Origin of the sequence: Rectinema subterraneum, assembly GCA_009768935.1 — a bacterium.
Classification (GTDB): Bacteria; Spirochaetota; Spirochaetia; order Treponematales; family Rectinemataceae; genus Rectinema; species Rectinema subterraneum.
Genome location: WESA01000004.1, coordinates 32,401 through 58,892, shown reverse-complemented (window position 1 = coordinate 58,892; position 26,492 = coordinate 32,401). Strand labels below are relative to the sequence as shown.

Annotated in this window: 24 protein-coding genes; 16 read left to right on the top strand and 8 right to left on the bottom strand. The window is 53.8% G+C overall.

Features of this window, described 5'->3' with window-relative positions; genetic code table 11:
* Positions 1-16 precede the first annotated feature (16 nt).
* From speD to lpdA, 5 genes are all read left to right on the top strand, one after another.
* Positions 17-844: an adenosylmethionine decarboxylase gene (gene speD, locus GAP13_RS02380; RefSeq protein ID WP_158905803.1), complete on the top strand. Its 828-nt coding sequence runs from the start codon at positions 17-19 to the stop codon at positions 842-844.
* Between the two features lie 27 nt (positions 845-871).
* Positions 872-1,792 carry a polyamine aminopropyltransferase gene (gene speE, locus GAP13_RS02375; RefSeq protein ID WP_158905801.1) on the top strand — a complete coding sequence of 307 codons (921 nt, stop codon included), beginning with the start codon at positions 872-874 and terminating at the stop codon, positions 1,790-1,792.
* 195 nt (positions 1,793-1,987) lie between these two features.
* On the top strand, positions 1,988-2,587 hold the full coding sequence (locus GAP13_RS02370; RefSeq protein ID WP_158905799.1) for a hypothetical protein: 600 nt from the start codon (positions 1,988-1,990) through the stop codon (positions 2,585-2,587).
* A 145-nt stretch (positions 2,588-2,732) separates the two neighbouring features.
* The gene (locus tag GAP13_RS02365; RefSeq protein WP_158905797.1) at positions 2,733-3,749 is read left to right on the top strand and encodes a lipoate--protein ligase family protein; all 1,017 of its coding nucleotides are present in this window, start codon (positions 2,733-2,735) and stop codon (positions 3,747-3,749) included.
* Positions 3,730-5,151 carry a dihydrolipoyl dehydrogenase gene (gene lpdA / locus GAP13_RS02360; protein WP_158905795.1) on the top strand — a complete coding sequence of 474 codons (1,422 nt, stop codon included), beginning with the start codon at positions 3,730-3,732 and terminating at the stop codon, positions 5,149-5,151. Before GAP13_RS02365 ends, lpdA begins: the two co-directional genes overlap by 20 nt.
* A 50-nt stretch (positions 5,152-5,201) precedes the next feature.
* Here the strand turns inward: lpdA and GAP13_RS02355 are convergent, their stop codons facing one another.
* From GAP13_RS02355 to GAP13_RS02340, 4 genes are all read right to left on the bottom strand, one after another.
* Complete coding sequence (locus GAP13_RS02355) at positions 5,202-5,636, bottom strand: arsenate reductase ArsC (RefSeq protein WP_241864271.1); 435 nt, start codon at positions 5,634-5,636, stop codon at positions 5,202-5,204.
* Positions 5,633-6,160: a nitroreductase family protein gene (locus GAP13_RS02350; protein ID WP_158905793.1), complete on the bottom strand. Its 528-nt coding sequence runs from the start codon at positions 6,158-6,160 to the stop codon at positions 5,633-5,635. The genes GAP13_RS02355 and GAP13_RS02350 overlap by 4 nt, the downstream gene beginning before the upstream one ends.
* A 131-nt stretch (positions 6,161-6,291) precedes the next feature.
* Positions 6,292-7,545, bottom strand: a complete 1,254-nt coding sequence (locus GAP13_RS02345; protein WP_158905791.1) for an anion transporter — start codon at positions 7,543-7,545, stop codon at positions 6,292-6,294.
* Between the two features lie 90 nt (positions 7,546-7,635).
* Positions 7,636-7,950 (bottom strand): ArsR/SmtB family transcription factor, encoded by a 315-nt coding sequence (locus tag GAP13_RS02340; RefSeq protein ID WP_158905789.1) that lies wholly within the window; start codon positions 7,948-7,950, stop codon positions 7,636-7,638.
* A gap of 161 nt (positions 7,951-8,111) precedes the next feature.
* Here GAP13_RS02340 and GAP13_RS02335 point away from each other — a divergent pair, with 161 nt between their 5' ends.
* From GAP13_RS02335 to GAP13_RS02315, 5 genes are all read left to right on the top strand, one after another.
* Positions 8,112-8,342, top strand: coding sequence for a thioredoxin family protein (locus GAP13_RS02335; RefSeq protein WP_158905787.1), 231 nt, complete (start codon positions 8,112-8,114; stop codon positions 8,340-8,342).
* Positions 8,339-9,523: a permease gene (locus GAP13_RS02330; RefSeq protein ID WP_158905785.1), complete on the top strand. Its 1,185-nt coding sequence runs from the start codon at positions 8,339-8,341 to the stop codon at positions 9,521-9,523. Before GAP13_RS02335 ends, GAP13_RS02330 begins: the two co-directional genes overlap by 4 nt.
* A 36-nt stretch (positions 9,524-9,559) precedes the next feature.
* On the top strand, positions 9,560-10,489 hold the full coding sequence (locus GAP13_RS02325; protein ID WP_158905783.1) for a cation diffusion facilitator family transporter: 930 nt from the start codon (positions 9,560-9,562) through the stop codon (positions 10,487-10,489).
* Between the two features lie 122 nt (positions 10,490-10,611).
* On the top strand, positions 10,612-10,962 hold the full coding sequence (locus tag GAP13_RS02320) for a cupin domain-containing protein (protein ID WP_158905781.1): 351 nt from the start codon (positions 10,612-10,614) through the stop codon (positions 10,960-10,962).
* A gap of 76 nt (positions 10,963-11,038) precedes the next feature.
* Positions 11,039-11,713, top strand: a complete 675-nt coding sequence (locus GAP13_RS02315; RefSeq protein ID WP_158905779.1) for an HAD family hydrolase — start codon at positions 11,039-11,041, stop codon at positions 11,711-11,713.
* Positions 11,714-11,800: 87 nt separating this feature from the next.
* Here the strand turns inward: GAP13_RS02315 and GAP13_RS02310 are convergent, their stop codons facing one another.
* The gene (locus GAP13_RS02310; protein WP_158905778.1) at positions 11,801-12,274 is read right to left on the bottom strand and encodes a 4Fe-4S binding protein; all 474 of its coding nucleotides are present in this window, start codon (positions 12,272-12,274) and stop codon (positions 11,801-11,803) included.
* A gap of 120 nt (positions 12,275-12,394) precedes the next feature.
* Between GAP13_RS02310 and GAP13_RS02305 the strand changes: the two genes are divergently transcribed.
* Entirely contained in the window at positions 12,395-13,717 is a 1,323-nt protein-coding gene (locus GAP13_RS02305; protein WP_158905776.1) for a DUF401 family protein, read from the top strand.
* Positions 13,718-13,818: 101 nt separating this feature from the next.
* Here GAP13_RS02305 and GAP13_RS02300 read toward each other — a convergent pair whose 3' ends face one another.
* Both GAP13_RS02300 and GAP13_RS02295 read right to left on the bottom strand, forming a co-directional pair.
* On the bottom strand, positions 13,819-15,726 hold the full coding sequence (locus tag GAP13_RS02300) for an ATP-binding protein (protein WP_158905774.1): 1,908 nt from the start codon (positions 15,724-15,726) through the stop codon (positions 13,819-13,821).
* Positions 15,727-15,771: 45 nt separating this feature from the next.
* A complete protein-coding gene (locus tag GAP13_RS02295) occupies positions 15,772-16,629 on the bottom strand; it encodes an aldo/keto reductase (protein ID WP_158905772.1) in 858 nt (285 codons plus the stop codon).
* 131 nt (positions 16,630-16,760) lie between these two features.
* Between GAP13_RS02295 and GAP13_RS02290 the strand changes: the two genes are divergently transcribed.
* The gene (locus GAP13_RS02290) at positions 16,761-17,633 is read left to right on the top strand and encodes a ribokinase (protein ID WP_158905770.1); all 873 of its coding nucleotides are present in this window, start codon (positions 16,761-16,763) and stop codon (positions 17,631-17,633) included.
* 23 nt (positions 17,634-17,656) lie between these two features.
* Positions 17,657-19,153 carry an alpha/beta hydrolase family protein gene (locus GAP13_RS02285; protein ID WP_222126124.1) on the top strand — a complete coding sequence of 499 codons (1,497 nt, stop codon included), beginning with the start codon at positions 17,657-17,659 and terminating at the stop codon, positions 19,151-19,153.
* 52 nt (positions 19,154-19,205) lie between these two features.
* Here the strand turns inward: GAP13_RS02285 and GAP13_RS02280 are convergent, their stop codons facing one another.
* Positions 19,206-21,209 (bottom strand): glycoside hydrolase family 5 protein, encoded by a 2,004-nt coding sequence (locus GAP13_RS02280; RefSeq protein ID WP_158905768.1) that lies wholly within the window; start codon positions 21,207-21,209, stop codon positions 19,206-19,208.
* Between the two features lie 125 nt (positions 21,210-21,334).
* Here GAP13_RS02280 and GAP13_RS02275 point away from each other — a divergent pair, with 125 nt between their 5' ends.
* From GAP13_RS02275 to GAP13_RS02265, 3 genes are all read left to right on the top strand, one after another.
* Positions 21,335-23,905, top strand: coding sequence for an ABC transporter substrate-binding protein (locus GAP13_RS02275; RefSeq protein ID WP_158905766.1), 2,571 nt, complete (start codon positions 21,335-21,337; stop codon positions 23,903-23,905).
* Positions 23,906-23,982: 77 nt separating this feature from the next.
* Entirely contained in the window at positions 23,983-25,086 is a 1,104-nt protein-coding gene (locus tag GAP13_RS02270) for an ABC transporter permease (RefSeq protein ID WP_241864270.1), read from the top strand.
* Positions 25,083-26,492, top strand: coding sequence for an ABC transporter permease (locus GAP13_RS02265; RefSeq protein ID WP_158905764.1), 1,410 nt, complete (start codon positions 25,083-25,085; stop codon positions 26,490-26,492). The genes GAP13_RS02270 and GAP13_RS02265 overlap by 4 nt, the downstream gene beginning before the upstream one ends.

The window sequence follows — 26,492 nt, the reverse complement described above, 5'->3', positions numbered from 1 at the left end:
GGGAAGGAGCTGCGGATTGGTCAGACGGGTAAAAGGGAAGACGCTCAAGCTCGAGGGATTCAACAACCTGACGAAATCGATCAGCTTCAACATCTATGACATCTGTTATGCCCGCTCGCGGGAATCGCAGATTGAGTATCTCGAATATGTCGATGAAGAATACAATTCCAAGCGTCTAGAAGAGATCGTCGAGAATGTCACGCGCATGATCAACGCGAAGCTGGTAAGCGTCTCCACGCAGGATTACGATCCGCGTGGTGCTAGCGTCGTGGCACTCATCAACGAAGGATCACCTGTAGCGGATGAGCACATCAAGTCCGACAAAGAGCAGACAGGACCTGCTCCCTTCGTTATCGGCCATCTCGACAAGAGCCATATCGCCATCCATACCTATCCTGAATACCACCGCCTGACGGGGCTTGCGAGCTTCCGTGTCGACATCGACATATCGACCTGCGGTATGATCTCCCCGCTTTCCGCCCTCAATTACCTTATCGAGAGCTTCGATTCCGAGGTGGTCATCATTGATTACCGCGTGCGAGGCTTCACACGGGACCACAAGGGGCGCAAGGTCTTTATCGACCATGACATTTCATCCATACAGGACTACATCGACCAGGACATCCTCGAGCGCTACATCACCTATGACATCAATATCCTGTCGGACAACAACTTCCATACCAAAATGCGCAAGAAGGAGATTCGCCTCAAGGATTTTCTGTTCGGCGACGAGGTGACCAGCCTCGATCCCAAGGAAAAGGAACGGATCAGGCGCGCCCTCTTGCACGAAATCCAGGAAATCTTCGAGTGCAGGAACCTGAACATGCGCTCTGGCAGGCTCTGAGCCACGCTGGTGCGCAGGAGCTGCCACATGAAAAAGATAATCGAGCGCCTCAATCCCCACTGCGGCTTCTTTTACGATATCACTAAGGTTCTCGTGCGCGTGCGGAGCGCATGGCAGACAATCGAGCTTGCCGAGAGCCCCGAATTCGGCAAGGTGCTCCTCCTCGACGGCATTACCCAGGTCGCACTCAAGGGAGAGGAGCGCTATCATGAATCGCTGGTCATCCCAGCAATGCTCTCGCACCCCGATCCGCAGCGCGTGCTGGTCATCGGCGGTGGTGACGGAGGAGTGCTGCGCGAAGTGCTCACCTTCGGAACCGTCAGGAACGCCGTCATGGTTGAGCTCGATGAGGCGGTCATCTCATTCTCGAAGCAGTATATGCCGGAAATTAGTGCCGGCGCGTTCGACGACCCGCGGGCTGAGATTGTGGTCGGGGACGGGCGCGCGTATGTGGAACAGTGCCCCGACACATCCTTCGATGTCGTGATCATGGACATGACCGACCCCTTCGGCCCGTCCGAAAAGCTCTATACCAGGGAATTCTTTGCGCAGGTAAAGCGGATCCTGCGCGGTGCTGAAGGGGTGTTCGCCATGCACGGCGAATCGCCGATCGCCAGGCCTGCTGCCTATGCGTGCATCGAGAAAACCTTACGTAAAGTTTTTTCTTGCGTAAAATCCGCATTCACGTACGTTCCCATGTACGGCACGCTCTGGTCGTTCAAATTTGCCTCTGGAACGACCGATTGCGCCTCACTTTCCGCGAAGGATGTGGGCAGCCTGCTCAACGCGCGCTGCGAAAGAATGCCCAAATATTGCATGCCGCAAACCTACAAGGCCATTTTTGCGCCCGAGCCCGCCGCCATCGAGGCTCTCTTTCATCCCGAGGGACGAGTGATCGAGGATCGCAGATCCCGCTTTCCTGATGCATTTGATCCTCAAGGAGCATAAAAGCTTGCAAATTGCGCAAAATAAGCCAAATCTAGCAATATAATATTATGTTGTAATTATTTGCGATATATATGCGCATATAGTGCATATCTTGACATATTTCGCATATAGTATTAACATACTGCACCAGAGAGCAGATGCAGCGCTTCGATGGAGTGCTAGCACTGCGCTTTGTGTCTCTTTTTGGAGGATTGTATGAAGCTGGTAAAGGTTATCGGTGGATTGCTCGTGGCGCTCACGCTGTTTTCTTGCGCGCCCAAGCTTGCTCAGAAGGACCTCGATGCAGCGAATGCTGCATTTGCCGATGCCCAGAACGCCAAGGCTGATGTGTATGCCCCGGATGAATTCAAGGCAGCTCAGGATGCCAAAGCCGCTCTCGATGCGGAGCTTGCTGCTCAGGATGCCAAGACCTCTGGCAAGTCCTACAAGCAGGCCAATGATCTGATCAAAGCTTTTGCAGATGCAAGCAAGAAGGCGAAGGATGCTGCTGCCACCAATATGGACAAGGTAAAGGGCGAAGTTGCCCAGCTCATCACCGATATCGATGCTCAGTATGCAGCAGTGCAGGCGCTTGCGCAGGCTGCTTCCAAGGATGCCAAGAAAGCCGCAAAAGCAAAGCTCAATGTAAAAGACATCAATGCCAGAGTTGAGGCTGCCGGCAAGTCCATCAGCGATGCCAAAGCCGCCAATGATTCTCAGGATTATGCTGGCGCACGCGATCAGCTCAACACCGTAAAGGCCACTCTCGACGAGCTCAAAGCATCACTCGAAGCTGCGGGATTTGTCGCGCAGTAATACTGTAAAGCAATATGCTGGCGGGCGTACGAACGGATAACAAATCGGCCGTGCATCAGCCTGCTCGTACCAAGCCAACAAAGGGCTGCCTGGATGATCAGGCAGCCCTTTTGATTTTGCCACTTTTTCTTTGTATATTCTTTTTATGTCAATCGTTGCTCAATCATATAAAGTTGTTTCAGATAGTCCCCTTGATATCATTTCCTTTGAAGAATGCCTTGTGAATTCATGGGCAGGAGAAGAGGCGCTCCTTCTTTTCTATGTAAATGCTCCTTCTGTCATCATAGGCCGCAACCAGAATTATTGGCGCGAGGTCTCGCCTTTGTGCAAGGTACCGGTTTTCAGGCGCGTTTCGGGGGGCGGGGCAGTATATCATGATGAAGGCAATTTGAATTGGGCGCTTATAGTTCCGCGAGCGATACATTCGCAGGATGATGAGCTTGCAGCTGTAGCCAGTGCGATTGGCACGCTTGGTGTATATGCCCGCCCCGGAGCCCGAGGCGGGATTTTTGTTTCTTTGGGCGATGGGGAAACCCAAGGGAAAATCTCTGGAACTGCGCGGCGCTTTGGAACGCGGAATGTGCTGCACCACGGCACCTTGCTCGTTTCCGCCGATATCGCAGCGCTCAAGGCTTCGCTTGGGGGCATCAAGGTATTTGAGGATTCCTCGATAGCTTCTGTGCCCGGGCATCCAGTCAATCTTTCCAGATTTTTGTCTTCGCTGAGCATCGAAGAGCTTATGCTGCACCTTTCGCGAACGCTTGCTGGAAGTGCGCCGGCAACAATCGAACTGGCTGATTTCTGGAATAAAGAAAAGACAATAGCTCGCCGCGTATTCAAGAATCCCGAAGATCTGGAACGCGAGTTCGATTTTTGTGTTGAGTGCGAAGAATTCGAGGCGCATAGAAAGCAATTTGGCAGCAAAGGATGGATTATCGATCGCAGCCCGCCGTTTTCAGTCGTGGTTTCGAATGGCCGGGCAAAAGCGGTAGTGCGCGTACAGGAAGGCAAAATTGTGCAGGTAGTGCCTCTCGAGGCCGGCGACAGCGTCTCGGCTAGGTATGCCGACGAGCTCAATGCCCACTTTGAAGGAATGGCATTTGATTTTAGAATGCCAGAAATAATGGGAAAGGAGTATCAACGTGGAATCGAAGCAATATGATTTTGTCGTTATCGGTGCTGGCCCCGGCGGCTACGTGGCGGCGATCCGCGCTGCCCAGCTCGGCCTCTCGGCCGCGGTGGTCGAAAAGGATCTTGTCGGCGGTGTGTGTCTCAATATCGGCTGCATTCCCTCGAAATCGCTGATCCATAATGCTCAGCTTTTCGCACAGGGGAAAGCGCTGCTCGAAAAGACTGGCGCGAAAGTGGACTTGAGCAATTTCGACTACTCGCTGGTGTGGAAAGCTTCGCGGCTCGCCGCAGACAGACTTTCGAAGGGAGTCAATTTTCTCCTGAGGAAAAACAAAGTCGATCTTATAAAAGGGAAAGCGATGCTCTCGGGTGCCAGCACTGTCGATGTCGAGACACCAGGGGGCTCTGTCCAGCTCAAGGCCAAAGCGATTCTCCTCGCGACCGGCTCGAGGCCCAGGCCAATTCCCGGCTTTGCATTTGATGAAAAAAAGATTTTTTCTTCGACGGGCATGCTTATGAGCGACAAACTGCCGAAACGCATGTTCATTCTCGGTGCGGGCGCGATCGGCATGGAATTTGCCTATGTGCTGAACGCATTTGGGGTCGAGGTGACGGTTGCCGAGCTTCTGCCGCGTGTGCTTCCGCTCGAAGATGAGGAAGCTTCGAAAATTGTCGAAAAAGAATTCCGCTCGCGCGGCGTAACGATGTATACCGGCGCGCGGGCAAGCGGCGCCGAGGTCAAGGATGATCACGTAGTCATCCATCTCACTGATGCCCAGGGCGCCCCGCTCGATATTGAAGCCGACGCGGTGCTCGTTTCAGTTGGGCGCGCGACCAATACCGAAGGGCTCGGCCTCGAGAATCTCGGCGTGCGCATGGAGCGAGGCTACATTATCACGGGCGATTACCACGAGACATCCTGCGCCGGCATCTACGCCGTCGGCGATATCACGACCTACCCCCAGCTTGCGCACACTGCATCAAAGGCCGGAGAAATCGTCGCCGAGCGGGTCGCGCACCTCCTCAAGGGGACACCGAACCCCCGCGAGCGCACCGTCGACAGGCTCCATGTACCGAGCGCAGTCTACTGCGAGCCCGAAGTTGCCTCGTTTGGCCTGTCAGAAGCCAGCGCGAAAGAAAAGGGCATCCGGCACGAAGTCGCGCGTTTCCCGTACCGCGGCAATGGCCGCGCGGTAGCCACCGAGGCGCCAGAGGGGCAGGTAAAAATTATGTTCGATCCTGACACAAAGGCGATTCTTGGAGCTTCGATTGTCGGCGAAGGTGCGGCGGACACGATCCACGAGCTTTTGCTGGCTTCGAAAGCCGAGCTCACGGTCGAGGATGTCGCGGAACTTGTGCATGCCCACCCGACTGTTTCCGAAGCGATCATGGAAGCGGCGAAAGCCGCGCTCGGGCGCGCGATTCACTACTAGACATTTAAATTAGGGGTCTGACCCCTTTTTTAACTTTTTAAAAAAAAGGGTCAGACCCCTTGTATGAATTCTTTCACCTTCTGTTCGATCGCGTCGCGCACGCTGCGCACTTTCTGCATGATTTCTTCATCAGTGCCTTTGAAGGAAGAAGGGTCATCGAAGGGCCAGTGCAGGGTAATCGGAACCCCGGGGAAGATTGGGCAGCGCTCGGCCGCCTCTTTCGAGCAGACCGTCACCACGACATTGTAGGTGCGCCCTTCATTATGAAAATCGAAGACGCTCTTTGTAGCATTCTTCGAAATATCGATGCCAACTTCAGCCATTGCGCGAACGACATAGGGGTTGAGCTTACCCGGCTCGAGCCCGGCGCTTTCCGCGACGAACTTCCCCTCGCCATATTTCTTGCAAAAAGCTTCAGCCATCTGGCTGCGCGCTGAATTGTGCACGCAAAGAAACAGTACTTTGACCATATAACCTCGATTCACCACTTCTCCCAGTGCAGGCGCTCGGGATTCCACTTGTCTTTTGCTTTTTCCCCGCCTCGCGGGATCCCCACAGGGATGAGAGCGAGCGGCTGGATGTAGTCGTGCAAGCCTAGAATTTCCTTGACAGGGCGAATACGCTCCGGATAAGGATAAACCGAAGTCCACACCGCGCCAAGCCCGACCGATTCCGCAGCGAGCAGGACGTTCTCGGTAGCTGCCGAACAGTCAATCACCCACATCACCGAATCCGGTCCTCCCCACTGCCTGCGCAGGTCCCCGCAGACGACAATTGCAGCCGAAGCATGCGCTGCCATCTTTGCGTACGGAAGGCGCGAGGCCAGGGCATTCAGCGTAGCGCGCTCGGTTACGACAACGAATTCCCATGGGCGCTGGTCAACCGCGGATGGGGCAGCCATCCCTGCACGCACAAGCATTTCGAGCTGTTCCTTTGAGACAGCGCCTTCTGCGTAGGCCCGTACGCTTTTCCTCGAGAAAATAGTTTTCAGTGTATCGTTCAAATCCATATGATAAGCCCTCCTGCTATATTTTGCAAAAAGCGAATGCGCAGCATATCTGAGTATCGAGACGGCATTGTGAGTCCACGCGGCAGCCCGGCCCGCGCGGGGAATGTGTTCGCCGCCTTTATTGCTACGGCTCAAAGAATTATCCCCAGCCACAGCGTACCCGCCGCAATCGAAAGCAAAGTGACTGGCAGGCCAACTTTCAGATAATCCACAAACCCGATATGGATGCCCGATTTTTCGCCCTGTTCCGCGACGATAAGATTGGCCACAGAGCCAAGCAAAGTGAGGTTCCCCGCAAAGGTGCTCGCCATAGCGAGCATGAGCCAGGCAGGCTGAGGATTCGCCATTGCGCGGGCTGCCGGCGACAGCAGCATGACCGCTGGCACATTGGAAACAAGATTCGAGGCAAGCGCAATGGCAGCAGCAAAAAGCCCGCCAGGGCGCTGCAAGTGCGGAGTAAGCCATTGCATGGCCATGGCGAATGCATCGGTGCGCGCAACTGCGGCAGTGAGCACGAAAAGCCCCGAAAAGAGCACGAGGAGCGTGAAATCGACTTCCGCGAATATGCGTTCAGGATGGACTCGCCTTGTAATAAGCAAGATTGACGCAGCAATCAGCGCAGCGTGGCTTGTGCGCACGCCCGCAAGGAGCAGTACAAGAAGGAGCGCCGATGCTGCCAGACTCTTATACATAAGGTATGGGCTTACTTCGGCGTGCCCTGCTTCGGCGTCCGCTGTTACGCGGTCCACAGGCTGGCGAAGCATTGTGTTTGCGCGAAATTCCGAAGGAAACATGAGCACCGTCATCCAGTATGAGAGCAGCATCGCGATGAGAGAGGGCAGGCCGAGTGCAAGTACGAATGTCCCGAATGGAATGCCCGATTGCGAGGCGATGAGCATATTCTGCGGGTTGCCGATCGACGTTGCGCATGAGCCGGCATTTGCGCTTGTTGCAAGCGCAATGAGATACGGCCTGCCATCTCGCCCTGAGCGCCGCGCCATTTCCGCGACGAGCGGCGTGAACATAAGACAGATCGTATCATTCAAAAAGAGTGCCGAAAGCACTCCGGAAACCAGGACGACAATCGCGAGCAGGATTCGCGGCGAGCGGGCAATCGAAAGCACGCGCCCGCCTGCTATGAGAAAAAAACCGGACACCCGCAGATTCGCCACAATAATCATCATGGCCAGAAGGAGGGCAAGCGTCTCCGTATCCACTACGGCGAGGGCTTCTTGTGTGGTCAGCCCGCCCAGAACGACAAGCAGAACCGCTGCCGTGAGCGCAATGCTTGCGCGATTCATTGCAAGGCGGGGGAATTTGCCTGATGCGATACCGACAAAGGCTAGAATGATGAGCACATAGACTGCAGATATGTTGGGGCTCATATGTCTGAATTATAACGGAAAATCGGGGAGTTTGTCGCGGGACGTAATGCTCACCGGCTGGCGTGCGCCGCGTATTACTCACTGCTCAGCTTATTCCTCGCTGAGCAGTTTTTTCTTTTGCTCCTGGATGGTCTCTTCGGCGCAGGAGGCGACTTGCAGAATGCATGGTGCGACGAGCCTGTACTCCACGAGCGTACCTTTTCGGGTGTCTTCTATGAGTCCCGCCGATTTAAGCTGGCTCAGGTACTTGGAGACGATGGACTTGTCCACGCCAAGCTCATCAGCGAGCGCACAGACGCACCATGGTTTATCCGCGAGCTTTTCGAGCATGACAAGCCGGAGAGGATTGGCGAGCGCTTTGAAAATTTCCGCTCTGCGTTCATATCTGCGTTCAAGTTGTTTCATACTACGAATGTTGCAATGTTGAAAAACTTTTGTCAAGATATTGACTATCGATGAAATGTTGCATATTATTGCAACAATGGCGCGAGTGAAATGCTAGAGGCACTTTGCCCGCGCCCGCGAGCCTTCTGTACGGCATCGCGATCTTTTTTGCAGGATATACCATGAAGATTCAGATTCTTGGGCCCGGGTGCCCCAAATGCCGACTGCTCGAGCAGCATGCCCGCGAGGCAGTCAATGAGCTCGGTATACAGGCTGAGTTTGAAAAAATCGAAGAAGTGGACGATATTATGGCCTTTGGCGTCCTGATGACCCCGGCGCTTGCAATCGATGACGAGGTCAAAGTCGTCGGCCGCGTCCTCACCAAAGATCAGATAAAGGCGTTGCTGTCATGAGTGTAAAAGAATGGTCTCCCAATAAAAAGCTTCTTGTGCTGTTCGGCGTGTTTCTCGCAGCATATTTCATTCCATTTCAGGCGCCGCGCGTTTCTGGCGCAATCAATGAAGCATTCCTGATGCTTTCGGAGTATGCGCAGCAGCACGTCATTCTCTGCCTCATTCCGGCCATGTTCATTGCAGGAGCGATTACGGTTTTCCTGAACCAGCAAGCGGTCATGCGCTATCTCGGACCGGATGCGAAGCGTCTTACGGCATATGGAGTTGCCTCGGTTTCGGGAGCGATCCTAGCGGTTTGTTCCTGCACAGTTCTTCCGATTTTCAAGGGAATCTACAAAAAAGGAGCAGGCCTCGGGCCTGCGATTGCCTTTTTGTATTCCGGCCCCGCTATCAACATCCTCGCTATTGTGCTTTCGGCGAAAGTGTTCGGGCTCAAGCTGGGCATTGCGCGCACGGTGACAGCGATTCTGTTATCGGTCGTCATTGGCTGGCTCATGGCGCAAATCTTCAAAAAGGATGATGAAAAGCGGGCTGCGGATGCGCGTCTTTTCAAAGCTCCGCTTGGCGAAAAACCACGAACGCTCAGTCAGACTTCGATCTACATGGCCAGCATGATCGGAATCCTCGTGTTTGCGAATTGGGCGAATTCGCGCGGCGGCAGCCCGGTATGGGATGCGATTTACCATGCAAAATGGTGGATTACGGGCGGTTTTGCGGTAGTGCTGGCGTATACGGTGATTCGGTGGTTCAACGCGGATGACCGGATGGCCTGGGTCGTTGCGACGCGCGATTTTGCGCTGCAGATTTTGCCGCTTTTGTTCGGCGGTGTGCTGGTGGCGGGTTTTCTGCTCGGGCGGCCGGGCCATGAAGCGCTCATCCCGAATTCCTGGGTGGCAGGGCTTGTGGGCGGTAATTCGATCTTCGCGAATCTGTTTGCATCGGCAGCGGGCGCGCTCATGTATTTTGCGACACTGACTGAAATTCCCATAGTGCAGGGATTGCTCGGCGCGGGCATGGGCCAGGGGCCAGCGCTTGCGTTGCTGCTCGCGGGCCCGAGTCTTTCGCTGCCGTCGATGCTTGTCATCGCGGGCGAGATTGGCTGGAAGAAAACGCTCACCTATGTTGGCCTTGTGGTAGCACTTTCGACCTTGGCTGGCTTAGTATTCGGCGCGATTGCATAATTGAAGCAGAATTGAATTCTGGAAGGAGTCTCTATCATGGTAATGGATGCACATGATCATCATCATGATCATTCTTCGGAAGCTCTCGAAGTCGAGGAATCGGGCGGCAAGCTGCTCGCTTCTATTCTTATAACGTCTGCGACGCTGATCGCGGAAGTTGTCGGCGGCATTCTTACAGGAAGCCTTGCGCTGCTTTCAGATGCAGCGCATGTGTTTCTGGATATTTTTGCGCTTGGGCTTGGCTACATCGCGGTGCTCATGTCGAAGCGGGCTGCGACCGGCAAGCACAGTTTCGGATTTTACCGCATGAAAGTGCTGGCAGCGTTTATTAATGGAGCAACGCTGCTTATTGTTTCCTTTGAGATCATTCGTGAAGCGATTGGGCGATTTGCGCATCCGCAGCCCATTATTGCCGGCCCCATGCTCATTGTGGCGATAATCGGGCTTGTCGCGAACCTCATCGTTGCGTTTGTGCTCAAAGGGCATTCGCATGATGACCTCAATGCGCGCGCCGCATTCCTGCATGTGCTTGGGGATGCGCTGTCGTCGGTCGGCGTTATCGCAGCAGGCGTGATAATCCTGTTTACCGGCTGGTACTGGCTCGATCCGCTTGCGGGTATTCTCATTGCGCTTGTCATTTTGCGCGGTGCCTTCAGCGTGCTGAAAGAAGCAACCCACATTCTGAATGAAGGGTCGCCGGAAAATGCCGACAGCGCGGAAGTAGCCCGCGAGATTGCCGAAATCGAAGGCGTGAAAGGCGTGCACGATGCGCATGTCTGGGCGCTGGAGCCTGGCTATCGGGTGTTGAGCGCGCACGTCGTGCTGGATGACCAGCCCCTGAGTGCAACTGCTGAAATTATGGATCATATCAAGGATATGCTGCATGACCACTTTGAAATCAAGCACACAACCATTCAATTCGAGTGTGGCGACTGCGGCCAGTGCGGCAGTGCGATCCGAGCATAGGACAAATCAATGGCGTACAGTGCCAAGCGCCATGGAATGTGAGAGCACCATTGCTGGCGCGGCGTCCTGAAATGCGTTAGAGTAGTTCTCGGAATTGAGCATTTCGACGCAGGAGGCTTTAGATGTTCGGAAAACATTCAGATGCCGGTTTTCACCAGCCTATACCAGGCAATCATATCAAAACGCTCTGCTACGGGGCGCACACCCTGCTCGTCGAAGTTCGGCTCAATAAGGATGCGCTGCTTCCGGAGCACCAGCACCCCTATGAGCAGACAGGATATCTGGTTTCCGGGCGCATACGAATGTTTATTGACGGCAAGGCGCGCGAGCTCGATCCCGGTGACAGCTGGTGCATACCTATGGATGTGCTCCACAAGGTCGAGGTCCTCGAAGATGCAGTGGTCGTTGAAGTCTTCAGCCCCACGCGCGAGGAATACCTCAAATACGAAAATCCCGAAGATATAATCCGATAATTGCCTAGTGGCAGGCTGTCCACATTAAATGGAAGGAAGCTGGCGGCCTGATGATTCTTCTCTGAAAGGTTATGCAATGAGCGATATTATTTTCAAAGCAGTCCTCTTCGATATGGACGGGGTGCTTGTTGACTCCGAGCGCCTCATCGCCGAATCCGCGGTTCGGATGTTCAAGGAGCGGTATGGGCTTTCAGTGCGCCACGAAGATTTTGTTCCCTTTGTTGGCGCTGGCGAAAATCGCTATATCGGCGGTGTAGCCGAGAAATACGGGCTCGCAATCGACATCGAGAAAGCTAAGGCATGGACTTACGAGATTTATGGCAAGCTGGCCAAAGCCCATGCAGCAGGGATGCGTGCGATTCCTGGAGCGGTTGATTATGTGCGCCAATGTCGAGCCCATGGCCTCAAAACAGCTCTCGCTTCCGCAGCCGATCGGGTGAAGGTACTCATCAACCTCGAATATCTGGGCCTTGGCCCGGATGAATTCGACGTGCTACTCACTGGCGGCGATGTAGCTCACAAAAAACCCCACCCCGAGATGTATCTGAAAGCAGCAGAGGCGCTCGGCGTTTTGCCTTCCGAATGCCTTGTGGTGGAAGATGCAGTCAACGGAACCATTGCGGGCGTAAGGGCAGGCGCACGCGTACTGGGCATAACATCCTCATTTCCGGAAGCAGAGCTCAGAAAAGCGGGAGCTTCCTGGATTGCCGCAGACCTTGCCCGAGCGCCTTTGCCTTGGGAGCTGGACTGACCGGGCTGTGCGGATTGAAATTGCAGCAGCCCTAGCATACGCATTGTATTTTGATCGAATGTGCACAAAGGAAACAAAATTCCCGTTTCAATGACCCTTAATGGTATCCTGCAGCGTCCCCATCGGGCAGAAAGCGCACCAAGCCCGCGGTTTCCAGAGCAGCCCGGCGATTGTGCTGATTCCGATAGAGGCGAGGTAGATAGCCCAGAACACTTTTCCGATTGCAGCGAGGCTTCCATTGGACTGGGAGAGCAGGCTGATCACGCAAAACATCATAAGCGCACACAACATACGACGGAATTCCCGAGAAGCCAAAAATGGCGGGAGTTTTCTGTGCTTGCTCGTTTTTTCAAAAACGACAGACAGTGAGCGGCCATTCGGGCAGAAGCCCGCGCAGAAACTTCGCGAGCTCCGCGCATTCGTCAGAAGCGCGAACAGAATGAGCGCAATTACTCCGAGTCCGAGCTCAGGCACAAAATAGCCGCCGACCGCAAGCCCCACGACAAGCGCAATTGAAAGAAATTTCCATGCAGAATTATAAAAAGAATAAGGCAGCAACATACAGAAAATAATATATTAAAAAAGCGGGAACTTCTAGACTCTTACTTTCTCCGGATGTTTTACACAAGGTTCGGAACACTTGTTGCATCGAACCCTGATTTCCCGTAATGTAAAAACATCATGCTCGAAATACCTGCACTTGCAAAAATCCTGGTGATATTTGCGCTGATTGTGGTTGCCGCTGCTCGGCGCATTCATCTCGGTCTTGCAGCAGCAGTCGGGGGCATCGCGCTCGCTATATGGCAGGGCATGCCGGTTTCCGCGATTGCGCTGGCTGTGGCGAAGGAGCTTACCAACCCTGATCTTATTCTGCTTGTAATTCTTCTTACAGGAATTATGATGTTCTCTGCAGCGATGAAAAAATCCGGAGCGATGGACGCTTTTTCGAATGCAATTGCCGAATCGGCCCCGTCGCGGCGGATTGCGCTTGCAGTAGCGCCGCTTCTGATCGGCACGCTTCCAATGCCGGGCGGCGCAATTATTTCGGCGCCGCTTGTCGGAGCGATGAATGATGATGATGGCCGGGGTCCCGAAACGCTTTCGGCGATCAATTATTGGTTCAGACATGTGCTCGAACTGGTCTGGCCATTGTTCCCGGCTTTTATCCTTACAGTCGGGCTCACGAATCTGTCGGTGATGCAGTTGGTGCTCCTGAATCTGTATGCTCCCTTTGCCGTGTTTGGACTTGGGCTGATATTTATTTTGCCGAAAAACGGGAAGACTGCTGCGACAATGCCCGCGTCAAAGACGGCAGTGAATACGACATTCCGGGATACAGCAAAATTCGGTCGGCTTGTACGCGGAATTGCTCCGCTCGGGATGATTCTGGGAAGCTATGTCGTGCTCGACCTTATTTGGGAACTTGTCGCGCCAGGAGTCGCGCTCGATGCACCGACAAAATCCCTTATCGGCCGCTATGTGCCTGTCCTGTGCGGATTGCTGATTGGATCTCTTTATCTGCGAAAAAACACTAAGGGCGAAAAGATATTCAAACACAGTATTACAGCTTCTACGATAGAATTGATTGCCGTCATTGTCGGCATTCGCCTGTTTTCGGCCTTGATGAGCGCTGCTGACCTGGCGCATGCGGCATCTATGGAGCTTGCGAATGCCGGCATACCAGCGATCTTTGTCATTGCACTCCTACCTTTCATCTCAGGAATTGTGACGGGGGTGGGGATGGGATATGTAGGCCTTTCGTTGCCGATTGTTCTGGGTTTGCTCGCGTCTTCGGATATTCCTTTCAAAGTGGGGGTGGTCATCGCCGGAGCCTTTGGCTATTCAGGGATGATGCTCTCGCCTTTGCACGTGTGTATGGTAGTGACTGCCCAGCACTTCAAAACAACCCTGCCGGCGACAATCCGCAAATTCGCGTTGCCACTGGGCATTTTTCTCGTGATTGCGATTGCGTATACCGCGCTTCTTTCAGTCGTTTTGCGATGAGCGCACGGAGCGCGCCAAAACGAACGCAATGTCAATTTGATGAAAACTGAGCGGCGGCACATCATACTGGCTTGCAACTGCAAAAACGGTAGCGAAATCGCTTATTTCAGGTTTTCCTCAGTGTACAGAGTCAGCTCCACCAGCCGCTCGAGAATTTCTTCTCTGGAAGCTTCCGGAAAGTTGGCGAGGACGAGCTCTTTTGCAAAAAGGCGCGCGATATAGCGCAGCTTTGTCATTGGCTGGCGCGATGCATGGATGAAGTCAGCATGGGCGTTGTTGATGAGAATGATTGCGTTTTCGGCATCGTATCGGGATCTCCAGAGCTCACCGGGGGCTTTTTTGTAGGTATAGCCAGGTAGTCCGCGGCGTTGCGCGCTTCCCGTGCCGGATGCGCGTTTGATGAGCTCGGCAGTGACCGTGATAATGGCTGTTGCGGTGAGGGTAATGTCGCCCTGGCTTGCGCGAAGCTCGATTGTGGCGACACAGGGCTCTTCCGGTGCGATGTATTCTGCATACGGCGAATTGATGCCATCGAGCGCACCGCCTCCCTCGGAAAGATGCCAAGCAAAATCGATGCCGCTGTCGATGAGGCGCCCTGCGCGGTCGCGGGCGATTGCCTTGAACTTTCTGCGCTCACTCGTGCCAATCACCGAAGAAGAGGGCGAAATCATGAGTTTGTGAAGCGGGCCGGCAAACTCGAAAAAGCTTTTCTGTACGGTCTTGCTCTGTTGGCGGTTTGGTTCGGGAATGTATTCACCCAAAGCTGCATTTTCAGAATCACCCAGGCTATCGGAAGAGCTCTCCGAAGCATGAGTTGCTGGATTCTGTTCTTCGGTGCGGGATGAGCTTTCGCGGTAATCTGATCCTTCACCATTGGCTGAAGCTTCGCCGGCGCCGGACTGGCTGCTTGTTCCCGCTGAAGGTGCTCTCCGCGGCTCACGGACTCGGGCCGCAAGCCAGCTGTAATCTTCTTCCGGCAGGTACAGAAAGGCTTCTCGGAATGCACGCGTGACACGGTTCAGAAGCTGCCTGCTTGCCTCTTCTTCGAGAGCTCGCTTCTGTTCCTCGAGAAGGGCGCCAAGAGCTTCTTCGACTGGCTCGAGTGCCACGCAGAACGAGTCATAGACTTCATCCTGCACAATGCCATCGCGTGTGCCGGGGGTCAGCTGCAAAAATGACGCATCGATTATGCCTTCAATACAACGGGAATCCCAGGGAGAGCGGGCAAAGCGCTCAAGGCGGGAAATATCAGCGATTACCCGCGTGCCGTGTTTATAGAGGCCGACCGCGGCTTCCTGCGGCGATTCTGCAAGGTACAGCTCCACATAGATTTCGCCAAAGGGACATCGAGCCTCGGGCAGTTGGTGAATGAGCCTGCCGCGGAACTTGCGCGGCTCAACGACAAGCTCCCGGCGCGTCGTGTGATCAATAATGGCAATGTGCACACCGCTCCGGGCAATGCGATCGCGAAGTTCCGACGCGAGAAAATTCTGGATTTTTTCTGCCGAGATACTGCGTATTCCGGGCAAGAGGGGATGTATTAAAAGCTCGGTTCCTGGCCTGGCGAACAGCATGCCCGTCTCGCGTATCGCATACGAAGGGTTGCCTTTTACAAGCTGCATGGTCCGGGCTACGCCGTCTTTGCCTGCAGACGTCAGTGTCAGGGTTTCGCCGATTGTCCAGAACGACAGAAGCCCTATGCCGAATTCGCCCTGGATATCGCCTGAGCCTTGTACCTTGAGCTTGCGCTTGATTGAATCTCCGATGTGCGTGGCGACGTAACGGAAGTCCTGTATGCCACAGCCATCGTCAGTAATCCTGAGATAATATTCATTTTTCTGCTTGCCACGGATAATTGCGACATTCCGGGCGCTCGCATCGATGGAATTCTCGACAAACTCGGCCACTGCCTTGAGCGGATTATTCTGGGAGAGGGCGATAATGCTGATGACGTTCCAGTGGTCGCCTATTTTCAGTTTGCCGGCTTCAGCGCCATCTGTTCGGGACATATTCCTAATTATATATGAGAGAAGGTGCCGGGGCTACAGGGCCGGTCATGCGAACAAGTCCTGCATCCCGAGGCGCAGAGCCATCTGTGCCATTGCCTCGTCGGTTGGTCGGGCAGGCTGTCTTGCGGCCTCCTGAATGATGGTTGGCAGAAGATGAATATCCCCCGCACTGTTGACAAAGGCGCCTTCGATTCCCCATGCCCAGCCAAGCGCCAAGGAGATATCGGCCGGCGCCTCGAGAGGCTCGTACCATGTGGCACGCATATGTGGCCTGTCGCACCATGGTCTTCGAAGGAATGCCTTGATGATCTGAACTGCAACATTGCGTTTTTTGCACACATAGAGCAGGGTGCGGACTGCAGCCGCATATGCTGTGTCCTGCGCAAGCGGCCAGTTCCACGGGAACAGAACCGAATCGAAATCGAAGCGCTCAAGGCTCCGTAGGTGCATCGCAGGCGCCGCTTTCCCATGGCCTGTCACGCCCAAAAAGCGCACCATGCCTTTCTGGCGCGCTTCGACAAATGCTTCGAGGGCACCGCCTTCACCCATCGCGATATCCCATTCGTCATCCTTGATGAGCACATGCATTTGCCAGAGGTCGATATAATCAGTGTGCAAAAGGCGCAGGGACCGCTCGAGCTCGGCGAGCGCTTCTTTTTTTGTGCGCTTTTCGGTTTTGGTAGCAAGGAAGACTTCGTGTCGGTGCTGGGCAAGCCAAGGGCCCATGCGTTCTTCTGCTTGCCCATAGCTGGCTGCGGTATCGAGGTGGTTGATGCCGGAATCTAGCACAAGGTTGAGAGCACTATCTGCTTCAGCCTGAGAAACATTGGCGAGCGCTGCGGCTCCGAAAAGCAGCCGCGATGAATTGTGGCCTGTCCGGCCAAATGGAATCTGCGGAATCATACAGCAAGCCTAGGTCGCGGGGCTCCATCTGTCAATGCAAAAGCGGCAATTTCATGCTAGAATGCATTATCCGGCGGCCGGCGCGCATCAGCCGGGCTGTGGATATTTGATGTGCATTCCGAGGGGCAGTTATGAGAATTCTCAATTTTGGCTCGCTCAATATCGATTATGTGTATCGCGTGGATTCTTTCGTAAAGCCTGGCGAAACCAAGGCCGCGCAGTCGCTTTCGGTGTTTCCTGGAGGCAAGGGTCTCAACCAATCGCTTGCCATGGCGCGGGCGGGCCTCGCTGTCGCGCATGCGGGAAAAGTCGGCAAGGAAGGCGGTTTTCTCCTCGAAACTCTGCAAAAAGGCGGCGTCGATACGCGATTGATCGAGACATCGGCGATTGCGACAGGCCACGCGATTATTCAGGTCGATGACAAGGGTGGCAATTGCATTCTTCTTTTTGGTGGTGCAAATCAGGACATTGACGAGCACTATATCGACAGGGCGCTTGCAGGTTTTGGAAGCGGCGATATGCTGGTGCTCCAGAACGAAATATCTTCGATGGCCAGCATAATCAGCAAGGCTAAATCCAGAGGAATGGCCATCGCGCTCAATCCTTCGCCGTATTCGGAGTCGATTTTAAGCTATCCGCTCGAACTTATCGATATCTTTATCATGAACGAAATCGAAGCTGAGGGAATTTCAGGGACGCACGAGCCGGAGGCGGCGGCCAGCCTTATTGCCCGAAGTTTTCCGCAGGCAAGAATTGTGATTACGCTTGGTGAAAATGGCTCTCTCTGCCTGTACAAAGGCGAACTAGTCCGACAGAAAGCTTATAAAGTGCAGGCTGTCGATACAACCGCAGCCGGCGATACCTTTTCAGGATATTTCCTCGCGGGGCTTGTCGAAGGACTCAGCACCAAAAACGCGCTCGACCTTGCAGCGCGCGCAGCGGCGATATGCGTCACGCGAAAAGGAGCCGCGGATTCGGTGCCATGGCGCAAGGAACTTGAATAAAGAGAGTATAAAAAGGAGCGAGCATGAGGGTTTTGTGCCTGATGGTGGCGATTATTGCCCTGGTGGCTTTCCCCCTGATGGGGCAGGAGAAGAATTTGGTTCTGGAAGGTGATTGGGAAGGCATATTGAAGGTAGGCTCAGCTTCTTTGCGAATCATATTTCATATCGCCTCGGCGCAAGGCCGTTATACAGCGACAATGGACAGTCCTGACCAAGGGGCGCGCGGTATTCCGGTTTCTGCGGTGCGGCTCGATGGGAGCAGTGTAGTCCTGGAAGTTGCATCCATTGGTGGCAGCTACACAGGGTCTGTGGATGCATCGTTTTCCAAAATCGAAGGAAAATGGAAGCAGTCGGGAATGGCCTTCCCGCTCGTGCTGAACAAATCGAAGAAAGGAGCGCAGGCGCAGCAAAATACGCCCGAGCTGCAGGACGCGCCTGCGCTACAGGGCGCGCCCGCACCCCAGCCTCAGAATCAAAGTGTGCAAGTATCCCAGGAGCCAACGCCCCCGTTTCCTTATACAGCAAAAGATGTCGAATTCATCAATGAAAAAGCAGGGATTGTGCTGGCTGGCACATTGACAGTACCGAATGGCGCAGGACCATTTCCTGCGGCGGCGCTGGTTTCGGGTTCTGGCCCACAGAATCGCGATGAGGAGATCCTTGGCCACAAGCCTTTTCTTGTGCTGGCGGATTATCTGACACGGCGGGGTATCGCGGTTCTGCGGTATGACGACAGGGGGGTCGGATTATCCAAAGGGGACTTCCAGAGCGCCACAACCTTCGATTTTGCCGATGATGCGGAAGCTGCGCTCGAATTTCTTGCCAGACAGCCAGGGATCGATGCGCACCGCCTCGGCGTAATTGGCCACAGCGAAGGGGCGATTATTGCGTCGATGCTCGGCGCGCGCGATCCGGATGTGGCGTTTATTGTGATGCTTGCTGGTCCCGGGATTCGAGGAGATGCGCTGCTTTTGATGCAGAATACAGCCCTCGGTCGAGCTTCTGGCTTGAGCGAAGCGCAGATTGCACAGGCAAACGAGCTGAATCGGCGGCTGTACGATATTGCGCTTGAGGATGGCGATGCGGCAATTCTCCAGAAGAAAATCCTCGATGTGCTCGAAAACGCGATCGATACTGCAGAAGAGCTGACACAAGAACAAAAAACCGCCCAAAAAGAAAAAGCGTCTCTAATCGCAGCCCAGCTTGTATCTCCCTGGATGCGCTCATTCTTTGCAATCGATCCGTCCGAATATTTGAAACAAATGCGAATTCCAGTTCTTGCACTCAATGGTTCCAAGGATTTGCAGGTTCCAGCCAGCGAGAATCTCGCAGCCATTCGTGCCGCGCTCGAATCCGCAGGCAACCGCAGCGCGACGGTTGTCGAGCTCGACGGGCTCAATCATCTTTTTCAGCACGCAACGACAGGCCTGCCTTCTGAATATGGCGAAATTAAGGAAACCTTTGCGCCAGAGGCGCTGGCGCTGATCGGGGACTGGATTTTGAAAATGAATGTGCGATGAAAGGGGTTTATCGCCGAGGCTGCTGTTTGGCGAATGTTCAGCTGGGCAGTTTTCAGCGGCGCAAAATGCTCAGCCTGCACACCTGCGCATCTGGGTCTGCTTCGATTCGGAGAATCAGAAACGATTCACGCTCCATCCCGGATAGAACATAGCGCTTCCCCGCCTTTGCGCTCAGCCCCGAGAGCTTCTTTTCTTCTTGGAGCGCAGCAGGCGATGAATTTGATAGATCCATAAGCTCCCCGCCAGATAGAACGATGTCCGCACCATGGAGGAACTGCAGCCCCGGAACAAATATTTCTGTCGGAGCCTTGATACGCTTGTTAGGCTCGAATTCGAGCACGAATGTGCCGCGCGCATGATCGAACTCCATCAGCGTGATTTTTCCGGCCACCGCCATTGCGTACGGCCGCACAAAACCTGCGAGTGCCCGTCCGCCGCCGTCTTCCCTGCAGAAAACCGACAGGTCTTCCCCATTCCATCCATCGCCATAGGCGTGCGTATTATCAGCCGTATAATTCCAGATTGTTGCACTTAAAAGATTTGCGTCGAGCCCGTCGTAATAGGCTGAGAGCGCGCGCTCATGAATCTTGAAATCGCCCGTGCGATACGCATGGCCGCCATTGATATCGAACGGCAAACCGAATTCGCCGATCAGTGTTGGTGCATTTTCCATGTGCTCTTTCGAGTGATTGGCAATGCGTGCAAGCGCCTCTTTGAAATAGTGCCGTACCGCACGCGGTCCGATTATAACTTTCTGCGTGGCAGAATCATACGCAATAAAGCCTGTCCAGCGCTTCATCGTGAGCGTGAGGGCGTCATACCAGTGGGCTGCGTTGACAAAATTCCAAGCGGCCCCTTGTTTGATTGTCGGCATGTCGCCTACAGGCGAGCTCTCTATAAACATCATGAAGCGCCGTGTTTTGCGGCTGCTTGCGCTGGCTGCATCGATATGTGCAGCATAGCGTTCTATGAACGGCTTGAGGTATTTCTCATTGAAGAACGCATGAGGCGAGCCTCCTGCAAGATTGTCCTTCAGTGCAAACCACTGGGGCTTCTTCGCTACTGCCGTGCCGCCCTCGATATCCCACACGCCAGCGCGCCGCCAGATGCAGACTTCACCATCCTTCCACGCCCGCTTGCCGGGTGTTCCAAGCGGCTTGCGGCCGACATTTTGCAAGCCAAGGCCTTTGATTCTGATTTCATTCGCGAATGTCGTAAGCCCCTCGCCAGCGCTCATTGCTTCAAGAGGGGTCGGTGCCAAACCGGGCAATACAAAGTCGCTGCGATTTTTTCGAATATCGGACAGGCCAATGAATCCTTCGCCAGGTTCATTCAAGGAATCGAAGCCGACAACATTCGGGTAAGCCGTAAGTCTCCGTGCGAGCGCGCCAAAAGCCTCAATATAATGCCGCTGCAGGAAATCCTGTATCGGCTCGCCGCTTGCCAGAACTCCCGGTGCAAAATCGTTTCCTGCAAAGAAAAGTGTAAACATGGTCGCGCAGCCCAGGCGCAAATGATTCGAAAACCACTGCATCTGGGGGTACTGCTGACCCATTTCCTGATGCAGCATTGCTGCACCTGAAGCATGCAGTCTGCGCGGCTCGAACCCGACCGCTTCCAGCGTCCACATAGGCGCGCCGTCACCGCCCGTCCATCGCGACCAGACATCCTGATGCGGGTCAATAAACAGCGAAATTCCATGCCGCGCAGCCGCCTCTGCAATTCCTTCTATATAATCGAGATATTGCACATCGTAAATGCCAGGTCCCTCATGCTCGATCGCTTCCCAGGTCACAAGCAGGCGAACAAAATGCTGCCCCCAGCGGACCAACCGCGCAAAGTGCTCATCCGCTTCTTCAAGAGGGAAAGGCCGCCCAATAAACGAAATATGGGCTCCGTCATAGAACCCTTCGCGCAGATGCGTGCGGCCGTCCGGCACCTTGGGGATTTTGCTGCTTCCGCCCAGATTGACGCCTCGCAGAATAAGCCATCGTCCATTTGCATCGACAAAATGCCCGTTTTCAGCACCTGCAATGTTCATCGGATTTCCTTCCATGCTTCTCCTTATCAGCATATGCAAGTCCTTGAGCGGCAGCAAGAAGCCTGATGCAATTTTTCTCTTTACATGTGTCGAGATGCGTTCTACAATGATGGAGCGCAAACCTTTAAAAGGAGGTATGCATGAAAAAGATTTTATTCGTGTCGGTACTTGCCGTGGCTGTGCTGTTCAGTGCAGCAGCCCAGGCAAAGAATGGTCCCATTGCGGACAAGGTGATCTACGATGTCAGGATGGACCAGACCATCGCCATCAAGGACACCGCGGAAGGAAAGACAGACGTCTTCTTCACTGGGCTCGATGGAAAGACCTTCAAAGGTATCCAGCCAGCCGATGCGGAGAAGCTGTCTGCCTATGCAGTGCCTTCTGGTTCATGGTCGCTTCTCCTAAACCCGATCCCCAACAAGGCGCCATATACCTTCGTGCATAAAGACGGCCGCACAATCTTCAACCCGCTTGCGATCCGCGAAGTGCGCTATGCCATCAACTGGCTCATCGACCGCAAGAAGATTGTCGATGAGATTCTTCTCGGCGCTGGCGAGCCAGCTCTTACTGCCCAGACACCGGGCCAGCCGGGAACCTACAAGTTCAACCTCGTCCCGGCAAAACTCGGTATGACCGTACGCGGCAACGAGAAAAAAGCGCTTGCCGACATCGAAGCAGCGATGAAAGAGGCTGCGAACCTGCCCGAAAACAAGGGCAAGCTGGTCAAATCCGGCCAGTGGTGGACCTATAACGGCGAGCCGGTGACGATCCGCTTCATCATCCGCGTCGATGATCCATCCGGGCGTCTCCTCGAAGGCCGCTATATTGCCGACCAGCTCGAAAAAGCAGGCTTAAAGGTCGAGCGCCTCGAATATGACCGCTCCAAAGCAGGAAAACTTGTGTATTCCGGCGATCCCGCCGCATGGGAATGGTCGATGTACACCGAAGGCTGGGGTGCCGGCGCAACCCGCGCATGGTGGGATGTCACGATCAGCCAGATGTACGCGCCGTACTATGGCTATATGCCAGGCGGAATGACAGACGGTTTCTGGAATTACGAGAACAAAGAAATCGACAAAATCGCTCAGAAGAACATCAACGGCTGGTTCTTGACCGCCGATGAGTACTGGAACGACAACATGAAAGTCCAAGAAATGGCGCTCAAGGAAGCGGTCCGCATCTATGTGTGCAGTCAGGTCCAGTATTATGTCGCCAACAAAGCACGCTTCAATTCTCGCATGCTGTATGGTCTTGGCGACGGGCTCAACAACTGGTCTGTCCGTTCCGCAGATGTCAAACCAAATGACAAAGGCGAAAAGGTACTCCGGGTTACGCAGTATTCTGCCCGCGGCGGGCTTTTCATGAGTTCGTGGGACCCGGTGGGTGTTGATGGATTCTCGGATGTCTATTCGGCAGCGATTGTCGAAGCTTGCACCGATCCTTCGACCTTTGAAGCGCCTAATTCAGCCAAAGATACGCCGCTCCGCGTCAAGTACGATCTCAAGAAGGTCGAGACAAAACTGGCAGCCGGCAAGGAAGGCGAGCCACCTGTAGGCCTTATCGATGTTGACAAAGCGGCGCTGATCTACAACTCGAAGACCAAGAAATGGGAAACTGGCGTCGAATTCAAGGATGTTGGCGATGGCAAATACGACTATGTGAAGAACAATGCTATCAAATCTTACAGCAAGCTTTCCGATCTCCAGTACATCTATGGAAAGTGGCACTCCGGCCAGCCCGTCACGCTCGCGGATATCATGTACGCGACGGCTTTTGCCTATGAGTGGGCAAACAAGGACAGCGACGACGACAAGTACTACGATGAAGCGTATGCGTCGCAGTATCAGTCCACACTCCCCATTTCCAAGGGCACTGTCCTGAATAAGGATGGAACATTCACCACCTATTTCGACTTCAACTGGCCAATGGACAAGGACAGAGTCGCTGCGACCGGCACTGTAAGCCCGAAAGCCGGCAACCCCGGCCGCCAGACCATGGTTTCCTGGGAAATCTATGAAGCGCTTGCAAAACTCGTAGCAGAAGGCTCGAAATCCGGCACCCAGTATTCCTTCTCGAGTGATCCGTCGGTAACCGAAGTCGACGTGATCAATCCGAAGTGCGTTGCCGATATCAAGGCAAAACTGCAGGACTTTGTAGCTGCCAAGTATGTGCCCGATACAATCAAGCAGTGGGTCACGCCGGAACAGGCTGTCGCCCGCTACAATGCAGCGATTAAGTTCATCGATACCTATGGCCATGCTTACATTTCGAACGGCCCCTTCTTTATCAGCAAGGTTGACTACAACGCCAACTATATCGAGCTTTCGGCATTCAGGGATTATCCGTACAAGTCGGATTATTTCCCGAAACTGTTCCGCACCACGATTACGCGCATCGATGATGTAAAGGTGCCGGCAACCGCTCAGCGCACTGCTGATGCTAAGATCGACATCCAGGTCTCTGCGGTCACTTATCCTGATGACACAGCCAAAGCTGCCGATAGCAAGGCAAAGGTCACGGTCTCTATGATCCTGGCCGACAACAGCGAGAAACTTTACACCGCAAAATATGTCAGCGCAGGCAACTTCCAGGTTGTTATTCCCGCAAAGGATCTCGGCGTTCTGAAACCAGGTGCCTATACGCTGGTAGTCCAGTCAGTATTGGCTAGTGAATCGCCTTCTGTTCAGGCTTCTTCTCTCGTACTGTTCTGAAATGATTCCATAAGGGGTGCTGCCGCAAAAAGGGCAGCGCCCCTTCTTTTGTTCATGCTTTTTGTCATACTTTTTGCTTGCATGCAAAAAACGACGAGTATTTCGACATTTTGTTCAACCAGAAAGAGCAGGTGGCCTTTATGTACAAGTGGTTTGCCCTCAAGCGCGTGCTGAAAGGCATTTTTACCTATATTATCATCATTTTCATCATGTCTGTCCTTTTCAATACTGTAAATGAGCAGACAATGCGTGCCAGCATCGAGGATCAGGTACGGGCTGAGTCGATGCGCCTCAAAAATATGCAGCCAAGCGCAATTCAGCGCTTCCAGCAGCAGCGGCGCGACGAGCTCATTCACCTCTATAGGCTGGATCGTCCTCTTTTGGAAAGGATACTGTTCCGGACGTGGAACACGGTTACCTTCAATTTCGGAAAATCGACAATCATCAAATCATCCCGGGGTGAACGGGATGTCATCACTATAATCGGCGAAGCGATTCCGCGATCGCTCATCCTCTTTACGCTCGCAGCAGCGATAGAAATTGCGGTCGGCATCATATTGGGGCTTAAGAAAGCGCAAAAGCCTGGCGGAACGCTCGATCGCACAACGAGTCTTCTCACCATGATTGTGTATGGCATGCCGACGTTCTGGCTTGCCATGATTCTCATAATGTTCTTTGTGTATCAACTGAAAATCTTTCCCTCGGCAGGCATGCATTCGGTGCCTCCTCCTCAGGGGATAATGTATTTTATTGACCTCTTGTGGCACATGACCCTGCCGCTCTTGACCCTTCTATTGATAGGCTTCTGGGGTGTTTCGTTCGTGGTGCGAAACATTGTGCTGAGCATTTTGCAGGAAGACTACATCATGGCTGCGCGGGCGCGCGGAATTCCGGAAAACCGGGTGCTGTTTGGTCACACGCTGCGGACGGCAGCGCCGCCGCTCATCACAATTTCCGTGCTCTCGTTGCTCGCCTCGATTTCGGGTGCGATTATCTTCGAAGGCATTTTCTCGTGGCCGGGCCTTGGGAATTTGTACTGGATTGCTGTACAGCAAAATGATATCCCGGTGCTTATGGGTGATCTTGCCGTTACAGTCGGCTTGTATCAGTTGGGGCTTATCATGCTGGATCTCACCTATGGATTTATGGATCCGCGCATCAAGGTGGGAGGCAAAGCATGACCTTCGGCGATATCAAATACCGACTGAACGAGTTTTGGTCTGAATTCAGAAAAGAAAGATCCGGGCTTATTGGCTTAGGCATATTGATTATTGCGCTGCTCATCGTCATTTTCGAACCGCTCATTCTTCCATGGAAGGATGTAAATACAAAGTGGCGAAGCATCGACTACTGGCAGGATAATTCAGCAAATGCTCCGCCTGCGTGGACGAACGCGTTCACCAAACTGAAAGCTCCTGTCACCATGCGCCTCGAAGATGCCAAAAAAGAAGAAACCGAGCTTGATGGCGGCATAAAGCTTGTCACCTATACGTTCGATTATCACTATACCGCCGACAAAGCGCCGCTCGATGTGATTTTGCATATTACTGGGCATGGCGACATACCGTTCCAGGTGGCCATAGAACGCCCTGACGGCGAGACAATCGATCTTGCTCAGCGATTTGAGCAGGGCTTGAGCGGCCAGGACATCAGGCTCTCCATCGACAACGACGGTCGCGAAGCAGCCTTCACATTCGTAAAGAATTACGAGAGCCAGGAAGCGCTCGAGCAATTCTCGGGCAAGAGTTTACGGACTGCAGACGTATTGTTCAATATTGCGCAGCCTGGCATGGCCAAAGAATTCAAGCCGCTCAAAGGCACCTACAAACTCATTGCCAAGGCAATGCTGCTAGACCCGGAAAACTCGAGTGTCGAGGAGCCCTACATTGTCGTTACTGGCTCGGTATCGGGCATTTTGGGAACTGATGACTCCAAGCGTGATCTTTTTTCTGGTCTGATCGCGGGGCTCAAATGGGCGCTTTTGATCGGATTTCTCACTTCGGCAATTTCTGTGCTTATTGGCGTGATGTATGGCATTATCTCGGCATATTTCGGCGGTGCGGTGGACTCGGTTATGCAGTTTGTCTACCAGATTGTCAACTCGATGCCGGTCTTGCCCGTGCTCATTGTCATTTCCGCAATCTTCAAACCGAACATTTACATGCTGATTCTGGTCATGGTGCTGTTTTTCTGGACCGGTTCGGTGATGACGGTGCGCTCCATGGCGCTCCAGATCAAGGAAGAAACGTACATCGAAGCTGCCAAGGCCCTCGGCGCGAAAAAGAGCCGCATCATTTTCAAACATATGGTGCCCATTCTCATCCCCTACAGCTTTGCTTCGATGGCGCTTTCGGTACCCAGCGCGATTGTCTATGAATCTTCGGTCAGCCTTCTGGGCTTGGGCGATGCGACAATTGTCACGTGGGGTCAGATTTTGCACGATGCAATGCAGGGAGCGGCGATACTCAAGGGTATCTGGTGGTGGATTCTGCCTCCGGGCCTTCTCATCGCAATTATGGGAATGACATTCGCCTTCCTCGGCTTCTCGATGGACAAGATTCTCCATCCGAAACTCAAAACAAGGTAA

What these genes read in the sequence shown, in the direction of transcription:
- GAP13_RS02320 (WP_158905781.1), top strand. Translation starts at nt 10,612, where the DNA reads ATGTTCGGAAAACATTCAGATGCCGGTTTTCACCAGCCTATACCAGGC.
- GAP13_RS02310 (WP_158905778.1), bottom strand. Translation starts at nt 12,274, where the DNA reads ATGTTGCTGCCTTATTCTTTTTATAATTCTGCATGGAAATTTCTTTCA.
- GAP13_RS02370 (WP_158905799.1), top strand. Translation starts at nt 1,988, where the DNA reads ATGAAGCTGGTAAAGGTTATCGGTGGATTGCTCGTGGCGCTCACGCTG.
- GAP13_RS02330 (WP_158905785.1), top strand. Translation starts at nt 8,339, where the DNA reads ATGAGTGTAAAAGAATGGTCTCCCAATAAAAAGCTTCTTGTGCTGTTC.
- GAP13_RS02275 (WP_158905766.1), top strand. Translation starts at nt 21,335, where the DNA reads ATGAAAAAGATTTTATTCGTGTCGGTACTTGCCGTGGCTGTGCTGTTC.
- GAP13_RS02280 (WP_158905768.1), bottom strand. Translation starts at nt 21,209, where the DNA reads ATGGAAGGAAATCCGATGAACATTGCAGGTGCTGAAAACGGGCATTTT.
- speE (WP_158905801.1), top strand. Translation starts at nt 872, where the DNA reads ATGAAAAAGATAATCGAGCGCCTCAATCCCCACTGCGGCTTCTTTTAC.
- GAP13_RS02340 (WP_158905789.1), bottom strand. Translation starts at nt 7,950, where the DNA reads ATGAAACAACTTGAACGCAGATATGAACGCAGAGCGGAAATTTTCAAA.
- GAP13_RS02315 (WP_158905779.1), top strand. Translation starts at nt 11,039, where the DNA reads ATGAGCGATATTATTTTCAAAGCAGTCCTCTTCGATATGGACGGGGTG.
- GAP13_RS02345 (WP_158905791.1), bottom strand. Translation starts at nt 7,545, where the DNA reads ATGAGCCCCAACATATCTGCAGTCTATGTGCTCATCATTCTAGCCTTT.
- GAP13_RS02295 (WP_158905772.1), bottom strand. Translation starts at nt 16,629, where the DNA reads ATGATTCCGCAGATTCCATTTGGCCGGACAGGCCACAATTCATCGCGG.
- GAP13_RS02365 (WP_158905797.1), top strand. Translation starts at nt 2,733, where the DNA reads ATGTCAATCGTTGCTCAATCATATAAAGTTGTTTCAGATAGTCCCCTT.
- GAP13_RS02265 (WP_158905764.1), top strand. Translation starts at nt 25,083, where the DNA reads ATGACCTTCGGCGATATCAAATACCGACTGAACGAGTTTTGGTCTGAA.
- GAP13_RS02350 (WP_158905793.1), bottom strand. Translation starts at nt 6,160, where the DNA reads ATGGATTTGAACGATACACTGAAAACTATTTTCTCGAGGAAAAGCGTA.
- GAP13_RS02325 (WP_158905783.1), top strand. Translation starts at nt 9,560, where the DNA reads ATGGTAATGGATGCACATGATCATCATCATGATCATTCTTCGGAAGCT.
- GAP13_RS02335 (WP_158905787.1), top strand. Translation starts at nt 8,112, where the DNA reads ATGAAGATTCAGATTCTTGGGCCCGGGTGCCCCAAATGCCGACTGCTC.
- GAP13_RS02300 (WP_158905774.1), bottom strand. Translation starts at nt 15,726, where the DNA reads ATGTCCCGAACAGATGGCGCTGAAGCCGGCAAACTGAAAATAGGCGAC.
- GAP13_RS02305 (WP_158905776.1), top strand. Translation starts at nt 12,395, where the DNA reads ATGCTCGAAATACCTGCACTTGCAAAAATCCTGGTGATATTTGCGCTG.
- GAP13_RS02285 (WP_222126124.1), top strand. Translation starts at nt 17,657, where the DNA reads ATGAGGGTTTTGTGCCTGATGGTGGCGATTATTGCCCTGGTGGCTTTC.
- GAP13_RS02290 (WP_158905770.1), top strand. Translation starts at nt 16,761, where the DNA reads ATGAGAATTCTCAATTTTGGCTCGCTCAATATCGATTATGTGTATCGC.